Raw genomic sequence first — 7,583 nt, 5'->3', positions numbered from 1 at the left:
TATGAGTGTCCAAGATTTGGGGGCCAGTTCAAACCTGTTTGGGGATTTTCAGACGACCTCTTTAGCAGATGCAAATGGAAAATACCGGCTTCGTCATTCCCGCGCAGGCGGGAATCTAGGTTTTGGAAGCTATGGAAATCTTTAAAAATTGCAGCGGCCTTTTGGAGTCTGGATTCCCGCCTGCGCGGGAATGACGGAGGCTGATGAATCGGCTGTTTTGTCCGACAGAAAAGAAACATAACGAAATATTTAAGAAACAGCAGGATTCGCGGGCAAAGCCCACGCTACACCGTCGGGCAACGCCTAAAGTTGGAGAAAACCCATAGCGGAATTTTTTGTGTTGATTTGTGGGATAACAATCGTAGCGTGGGCTTTGCCCACGAGAATTCGCCCCTCTCCCGTTCGGCGGGAGAGGGTTGGGGAGAGGATGGTTCTTGCCCTTTATGCTGTATATCCGCAAACCACCTCCATCCTAACCTTCCCCCGCCGGACGGGGGAAGGGATCAGGTTGCTGTAACTGAAAAAGGTCGTCTGAAAAACCTATTTCGAGCTTTTCAGACGACCTTTCATCTATATTTCAAACACTATCTAAATCAGCTTTTGCTGCTTCAACTCATTCTTCAGATACGCATAATAAACCGGTGCGACGATGATGCCGCCGACGCCGAAAATCCGTTCGAACACGACCATCGCCACCAGCAGTTCCCATGCGCTTGATTCGATTTCCGAACCGATGATTTTCGCGTTCAGGAAGTATTCGAGCTTGTGGATGACGACCAGAAACACCAGCGAGGCGACCGCTACATATAAAGACGCGCCGAGGCTCAAGATGATAATGATGGTGTTGGAAATCAGGTTGCCCGCGACGGGAATCAGCCCGACGATGAAGGCGATCACCAACACGGTTATTTTAAACGGCAACTCGACGCCGAAAAGCGGCAGGATCAGATAGAGGTACACGCCCGTCAGCGCGGTATCGATCAGCGAGATTTTGACCTGCGCCAGAAACACGCGCTCGAAGCTGGTTTCGAAGTTCACAATCCGCCACACCAGTTCTGCCTTGAAGGGCGGCATTTTGCGGCGGTTTTTGCGCATGTTGAGGCGGTGGAAACTGAGCATCGCGCCGATGATGATGCCGATAAGGATATACACGAACGAGGTGAAGCTGTTTTTGCTGATGCGCGTCAGCGCGGCGCTGTATTCTTCAATCAATTTGACCGCATAGGCTTTGATTTCGGCGGTATTGTTGGGCAGCATGTTCAAAACCGACTGCGGCAGGCTGCTGCTGTTTTTCGTGTCTTCCAGAATCGCCGCCAGCTTGGTCAGCATCACGGTGATGTGCCCGCCGTGAATCAGGTGGTAAATCCCCAGCGACATCAATAGGATAACCGTCAATACGATGCCTATGGTCAGCGTGGTCGAAATCAAGTTGATATTGTGCGCGTTGAGCGATTTGTGCAGAAACGTATTACGCGCGAGCGTACGGCGGCGCAGCCAGAGAATCAGGCCGTTGGTCTTGGTGATGAAGACGTAGGTCAGTATCACGGCGAGCAAAAGCGGCAAAAAGTGGAAATACAGCACCGCAAGCAGGGCAAGCCCCATCAGGATGTAGGATGCATTGCGGAATCGGGGGTGTTCGAAAATCATCGGATGTAATGCCATGAAATATATAAATTTAAACAATCAAGCTATGAGGTGCGATTAATAAAGCAGGACAAGGGGGTTAACCCTCCTTTTGAAACTTTATTTCAATTTCGCTCGAGCTGACTTCGGTTTACAAACAAACCGTTACAATAAAAACTCAATCGCACCAAGTGGTTATGCGGTTGTCTTTACGCAAATTGCCATTTGGCATTTGACGGAATGATTTTATCAGACAAATTTCCCGAAAGGATATTACACATGAAAACATTGTCTAAATTGACCTCTCTCGTTCTTGTTTCTGCCGGTTTGATCGCTGCTCCTGTGGCTATGGCCCAACCTGCTTCCGGCAAAGCCGCTAAAGCAGAACACGTTCACAAAAAAGCCAACAAAGCTAAAAAACAAGCCAACGACCTGAAAACCGACAAAGCTGCTGAAACTGCTGCACCGGAAGCCGAAGCTGCCAGCCCGCTGACCGGTCAAGGTAAAACTACTACCGAAACTGCACCTGCTGCCGCCCAAGAACAGGCTCCTGCTGCTAAATAAGTAGGATATAGTGGACTGAATTAAAAGAGGGATTCTGTTCCCCGCGCACCGTTTTGATGGTTGTCGTCCTTTTTGAATTTAGGCCATTAGAAATCTCGCAGGCTGATGTCTGCATATTGTGAAAAAGGTCGTCTGAAAAGATTTCAGACGACCTTTTTCATTTTTATCCGACAATGGCCGCAGATGCTTTTATAGTGGATTAAAATAAAAATGAGACAAGGCGACAACGCCCGCCGTGTACGGGTAGTACATAAGGGCGTTGGCAACGCCGTATCATTGCAATTTTAATCCACTATAATCCGTTTCCTGCCATTGTTTCGCCTCTTTTATATCTTGTTCGATTTGCCGTTTCAATGCTTCGATATTGCTGAATTTTTGTTCGTCACGCAGTTTGTGCAGGAAACGTACTTTCAAACGTTGTCCATAAAGATTGCCTTCAAAATCAAACAAATGGACTTCAAGTTTTTGCGAATTGTTGCTGCTGACGGTCGGGTTGAGTCCGAAGCTGGCAACGCCGCGCCGTGTGCCGAATGTACCGTCCGCTTCGATGACGAATACGCCGCGCAGGGGATAGCGGTGGGGCGGAAGTTGGATGTTGGCGGTAGGGGCGTTGATGGTTCTGCCGAGTTTTTTGCCGTGTTTGACTTTGCCGCTCAAAACGTAATCGTGGCCCAAAAGTTTTTTGGCGTACGCCAAATTGCCGTCTGTCAAGGCTTCGCGCACGGCTGTGCTGCTGGTGCGGATGTCTTCGACGATGACGGAAGGCGTGCGTTCGGTTTGTATATCGCTTTGCTGCTTCAATAAGTCGAAACAGCCTTCGCGTCCGGCGCCGAAGCGGAAATCGTCGCCGATAAGCAGGTAGCGTGTGTGGAGTGTTTGGCGCAACAGTTTGTCGATGAAATCCTGTGCGCTCATATCGGCAAATTCTTGGTTGAAACGCAGCACCCATACGGCGTCGATACAGCCGGTATCGCTCAACAAATCCAGCTTGGTACGCAAAGGGGCGATGCGGCATGGGGGCGTAAAGCCTGCTTTTAGGGAGAAGAATTCTTTGGGTTGCGGCTCGAAAATGACGACGATAACGGGAAGGTTGCGCGAATCGGCTTCGTTTTTGAGTTTTTGCAGGATGTGTTTGTGACCGAGGTGTACGCCGTCGAAATTACCGATCGTGACGGCCGCTCCTTGCGGAAAATCAGGTGCATTGTGCTGACCGAGTCGGATTTTCATGGGCGGTGTGTGCAAATAGTGGAATGGTCGCGTATTGTAAACGTTATTGGTGTTTCTATAAACAGGGCGGCGAGGCGGGGCGGGCGCATTACCATCTGCCGGTAAATGTTTTTTTCGGGTGCCAGAATTTCCATTTTGAAAACGGCGTGATGCGTAAAGTGCCGCCGTTTTCACCGTCGGTGCTGATAGACAGATTTTTCAGACGACCTTGCGAGACTGCCTGCCAAAGCGGGGCAAACCAGCGGGTTTCCCAGCTTTCTAAAATTTCTTGGTATGTCTGAATATCGCCTGTTTGCTCCGTAACAGCCAAGTCGTCCAGAAAAATGACAGGGTTGGCGGGATGAATGCTCGATTCAGCAACCGCATCCAGCCAAGCCTGAAAATCATAAGGTGCATCCAAGCGGGGGTCGTCTGAAAATTGCGCCCAAATGCTGTCGGAAGCGACGAAGTCCGCAGATCGCAGCCCCGTTAAATCCTGCCACAGCCAAAGACCGTTGATTGTAGGGGTGTCGTTTTGAGTGCGGACGGCGTTGAGCGGGTGTTGGTGCAGCCACATTTGAATTTCAGTCTGCATTCCCAACCATTGTAAGGCGTCTTTTCCATCAGCTTGGTCCGCCGAACCGATTTGTCCGTAGATATCCAATACCGGCGCAATCCCCCAATCGCTTTCCGATGGCAAAGTAATCAGCCACAAATCGGGACGGACAGGCAGAAAATGCCAACCCTCTTTGCTGTAAAACTCAGACAGTTCCAAACATAATCGAGCGGCTTCTTCTTTTGTGATTTGCAGATGTTCGCCGCTGACTACGCTGACTTGGTGCAACCCCATTTGCTGCCATATCGGGCTGGCAAACGCTGCCGCCTGATGCGGTGGAATCCCCGCCATCTCTTTGACTTGGGCCAACAAGCTTCCCTTCCATAAATGCCGGCGATAAAAATCAGACGGCTTCATTTCTTGTTTATGTAATAACCCATATCGCAAGATTTGGTTAAAAGCAGGAAGCTGGAGAGGAGGGAGTGTCTCATCTTTTTGACGGTTGAGAGAGGGGAGAGCAAGCGTCAGATTCATGGCGGTGGTCAGAACGGAAAAAGCTTATTTTACGCGAGAAAATACAACATACTCAAAATAACCAATGTCATTATCAGGTCGGATGATGGATGACGTTTTTGAGTTGGAAGTGTGCATATGTTATAATCAAGTTCTCGTAAATTTCAGAAAAAAGGGGTGTAAATCAAAAGAATAGCCCCGATAATCATGCTCGGTTCTGAGTAAATTTGATTGTTTATTTTATTCACTTGGTATATATATTGTCTGGGAGAGACCGTAAACACGGTTGATAAGATAAACAATTAAACTCAATAATTTCAAATGACATAAGAAATGCGGTGGTAGAGTGATTATTACCGCATTGAAGGATAATGCGTGACTAAAACAACTCGATTTTCATTCATGCGCCGTTTCTGGCACAACAAACCCGTACGTTGGTCGTTGTTGGGCATCCTGCTGCCTGTGTCAGGAGTAATGACTGCCTATGCGGTCACTGAGCCGGTTTCCAATCCTCAAGGCATTGCGTTGGAGCGGATTTCTGAGGAATTGCCCGCCGTTTATGTTGAAACCAACAATTTCCAGTCCAGCTATTGGGCGCAGGAAGTTGTCCAACAGGGCGACTCCCTTGCCGACGTTTTGGCGCGTATGGGTGTGGCGCAGACCGACATCAAACAGATCATGGCGAAAAACAGCGCAGATCAAAATATGCAGCATTTGCGCGCCAACCAATCCGTCAACATCCGTGTCGATTCATCAGGTCAGGTAACGGACGTACAATTCTTTACCGATGAAGAATTGGAACGAAACCTTGTCGCGTTGGAAAAAGTCAAAGGCAAATGGCAGCTGTCTACTTCTGAAGTAGATATGAAAGTCATGCCCACTTTGCGCTCTATCGTTGTACGGACTTCCGCACGCGGCGCGATGGCGCAGGCCGAAATACCTGTCGAAATCCGCGAGTCACTCAGCGAAATTTTCTCTGACGTGCTGAGCTTGGAGGATTTGCAGGAAGGCGATGTCGTGCGTCTTCTGTACAACAATATGTATTTCCGCGGCCAGCAAATGGGTACCGGCGATATTCTGGCGGCTGAAATCGTCAAAGGCGGGAAAACTTATCAGGCTTATTATTACAGCCAAGGCAAAGGCGACGAAGAGAGCGGCAGCTATTATGACCAAAACGGTAAATCCCTCCAGCAAAAAGAGGGATTCAATATCGAGCCGGTCGTCTATACCCGTATTTCCTCGCCGTTTGGCTACCGGGTTCACCCCGTCTTGCATACCGTCCGTATGCATACCGGTATTGACTATGCCGCACCATCAGGTACGCCGATTAAAGCATCTGCCGACGGTGTGATTACCTTCAAAGGCTGGAAAGGCGGTTATGGCAATACCGTCATGATCCGACACTCTAATGGCGTTGAGACGCTTTATGGTCACATGAGTGCATTTACGCCGGCGGAAGGTAATGTCCGGGCAGGTGAAGTGATTGGTTTCGTCGGTACAAGCGGACGCTCAACCGGCCCCCACCTTCACTATGAAGCGCGCGTGAACGGTCAGCCGGTTAATCCGACGACTGTTGCATTGCCGACTCCAAAACTGACGCCTACCAATATGGCAGCATTCCGCCAACAGCAGAAAACTGCCAATACCATGCTTGCCGCAGTGCGCGGTTTGCCGGTATCGGTTGCACAGTTGGACTGATAGGATTGTCTGAACAAAGGTCGTCTGAAAAATTTCAGACGACCTTTTTGTTGATGTTCGGTGCGGTTGATACGGACTATTCGCATCAATATTTTTAGCTTAATTTTTAGCTTACTTTTACCCCGTTCTTGATATTGCGGGCTGAGGATTGGGATAAACAAATGTATTCGATAACAAAATCCGCTATAATTCGTCCCCGTCACGTTTTAAGAAACAGCGTTCCCTGAAAACAACATTGAAGGGGCTCATTCTCGAAAACAATCGTTTTTTCATCAAACAGCTTGAATGAATGCTGCTTTTTATGGTATAAATCACGTTTTACTATTTTAGAAGTTTGGAGACTAACCATGGCACGAGTTTGCAAAGTGACCGGTAAGCGCCCGATGTCTGGCAACAACGTATCACACGCCAACAACAAAACCAAACGTCGTTTTTTGCCTAACTTGCAATCACGTCGTTTCTGGGTAGAGAGTGAAAACCGCTGGGTTCGCCTGCGCGTTTCTAACGCTGCATTGCGTACCATTGATAAAGTAGGCATTGACGTCGTATTGGCTGATTTGCGTGCTCGCGGCGAAGCTTAATTTAAACTGTTAATTAAGGATTACTGCAATGCGCGATAAAATCAAACTGGAGTCAAGTGCAGGTACTGGTCACTTCTACACCACTACCAAAAACAAACGCACTATGCCCGGCAAACTGGAAATCAAAAAATTTGACCCTGTTGCCCGCAAACACGTTATCTACAAAGAAACCAAATTGAAATAATCCGGTTTCTGAATACTAAAAACCTCTGTCTGACAGAGGTTTTTTTCTTGGTTTCTTGTATTTGATTCAAGTATAGTGGCTTAAATTTAAATCAGGACAAGGCGACGAAGCCGCAGGCAGTACAGACAGTACAGAAACCGATTCACTTGGTGCTTCAGCACCTTAGAGAATGTCTCTTTGAGCCAAGGCGAGGCAACGCCGTACTGGTTTAAAGTTAATCCACTATAAAAGCCGAAATCGGAACCTTGCGGCTGAAAGAGGTTCAGACGACCTTGAATCATACTGATGATGTCAGTATTTCGGCATTGAGCAGCCTTCGTTCGCAACGATAGAACATTGAGAGCTGCCAGACGCTCGACATTGTCGTAGTGCATCAGCCTCCGCAAGACCGGGTTCTTTTGCGCTGGGAAAGGCAGTCCATTTTTTACCAGACTTGCCTTGAGCAACGGCAATGCAACCATTCCGAACCCAAACAGCCACTTTACATGGTGCATTACGACCACCTTGTTCACAGTTTTTGATGGCTGCTTTTTCTGCTGCCGCACGGGAATCCATATCAATCGCACCGCCTGAAACTCCAGTTTTGTTGTTGGTAGCCCATGCACCATATTTTGAAGGGACATCGATATTAACAATTTCCGTAGGCTGTTTTCGTTGG

8 protein-coding genes are annotated in these 7,583 nt (G+C 48.4%); 4 read left to right on the top strand and 4 right to left on the bottom strand.

Annotated elements, in window-relative coordinates; genetic code table 11:
- Nucleotides 1-588: 588 nt before the first annotated feature.
- On the bottom strand, nucleotides 589-1,647 hold the full coding sequence (locus tag HMPREF2726_RS05495; protein ID WP_036528869.1) for an AI-2E family transporter: 1,059 nt from the start codon (nucleotides 1,645-1,647) through the stop codon (nucleotides 589-591).
- A 255-nt stretch (nucleotides 1,648-1,902) separates the two neighbouring features.
- Between HMPREF2726_RS05495 and HMPREF2726_RS05490 the strand changes: the two genes are divergently transcribed.
- The gene (locus tag HMPREF2726_RS05490; RefSeq protein ID WP_009311075.1) at nucleotides 1,903-2,187 is read left to right on the top strand and encodes a hypothetical protein; all 285 of its coding nucleotides are present in this window, start codon (nucleotides 1,903-1,905) and stop codon (nucleotides 2,185-2,187) included.
- Nucleotides 2,188-2,460: 273 nt separating this feature from the next.
- On the opposite strand, the gene ribF is transcribed toward HMPREF2726_RS05490, so the two are convergent.
- The gene (ribF, locus tag HMPREF2726_RS05485) at nucleotides 2,461-3,414 is read right to left on the bottom strand and encodes a bifunctional riboflavin kinase/FAD synthetase (protein ID WP_009311076.1); all 954 of its coding nucleotides are present in this window, start codon (nucleotides 3,412-3,414) and stop codon (nucleotides 2,461-2,463) included.
- Nucleotides 3,415-3,502: 88 nt separating this feature from the next.
- Entirely contained in the window at nucleotides 3,503-4,483 is a 981-nt protein-coding gene (locus HMPREF2726_RS05480) for a hypothetical protein (RefSeq protein WP_009311077.1), read from the bottom strand.
- Nucleotides 4,484-4,837: 354 nt separating this feature from the next.
- Here HMPREF2726_RS05480 and HMPREF2726_RS05475 point away from each other — a divergent pair, with 354 nt between their 5' ends.
- From HMPREF2726_RS05475 to rpmG, 3 genes are all read left to right on the top strand, one after another.
- Entirely contained in the window at nucleotides 4,838-6,160 is a 1,323-nt protein-coding gene (locus HMPREF2726_RS05475; RefSeq protein WP_036528877.1) for a M23 family metallopeptidase, read from the top strand.
- A gap of 347 nt (nucleotides 6,161-6,507) precedes the next feature.
- A complete protein-coding gene (gene rpmB / locus HMPREF2726_RS05470) occupies nucleotides 6,508-6,741 on the top strand; it encodes a 50S ribosomal protein L28 (RefSeq protein ID WP_002216391.1) in 234 nt (77 codons plus the stop codon).
- A 28-nt stretch (nucleotides 6,742-6,769) separates the two neighbouring features.
- Nucleotides 6,770-6,925, top strand: coding sequence for a 50S ribosomal protein L33 (rpmG, locus tag HMPREF2726_RS05465; protein ID WP_003684373.1), 156 nt, complete (start codon nucleotides 6,770-6,772; stop codon nucleotides 6,923-6,925).
- A gap of 291 nt (nucleotides 6,926-7,216) precedes the next feature.
- Here the strand turns inward: rpmG and HMPREF2726_RS12985 are convergent.
- Nucleotides 7,217-7,583, bottom strand: a 367-nt coding sequence (locus HMPREF2726_RS12985; RefSeq protein WP_094113223.1) for a DUF4189 domain-containing protein, incomplete at its 5' end; no start/stop codon positions are given.

It is taken from the genome of Neisseria sp. HMSC074B07, assembly GCF_001810355.1.
GTDB lineage: Bacteria > Pseudomonadota > Gammaproteobacteria > Burkholderiales > Neisseriaceae > Neisseria.
The sequence above is the reverse complement of the archived record's forward strand: the minus strand, read 5'-3'. Positions and strand labels throughout refer to the sequence as shown.

Bases quoted from the DNA above. Each gene is read 5' to 3' on its own strand.
- HMPREF2726_RS05495 (WP_036528869.1), bottom strand. From the start codon at position 1,647: ATGATTTTCGAACACCCCCGATTCCGCAATGCATCCTACATCCTGATG.
- HMPREF2726_RS05490 (WP_009311075.1), top strand. From the start codon at position 1,903: ATGAAAACATTGTCTAAATTGACCTCTCTCGTTCTTGTTTCTGCCGGT.
- ribF (WP_009311076.1), bottom strand. From the start codon at position 3,414: ATGAAAATCCGACTCGGTCAGCACAATGCACCTGATTTTCCGCAAGGA.
- HMPREF2726_RS05480 (WP_009311077.1), bottom strand. From the start codon at position 4,483: ATGAATCTGACGCTTGCTCTCCCCTCTCTCAACCGTCAAAAAGATGAG.
- rpmB (WP_002216391.1), top strand. From the start codon at position 6,508: ATGGCACGAGTTTGCAAAGTGACCGGTAAGCGCCCGATGTCTGGCAAC.
- rpmG (WP_003684373.1), top strand. From the start codon at position 6,770: ATGCGCGATAAAATCAAACTGGAGTCAAGTGCAGGTACTGGTCACTTC.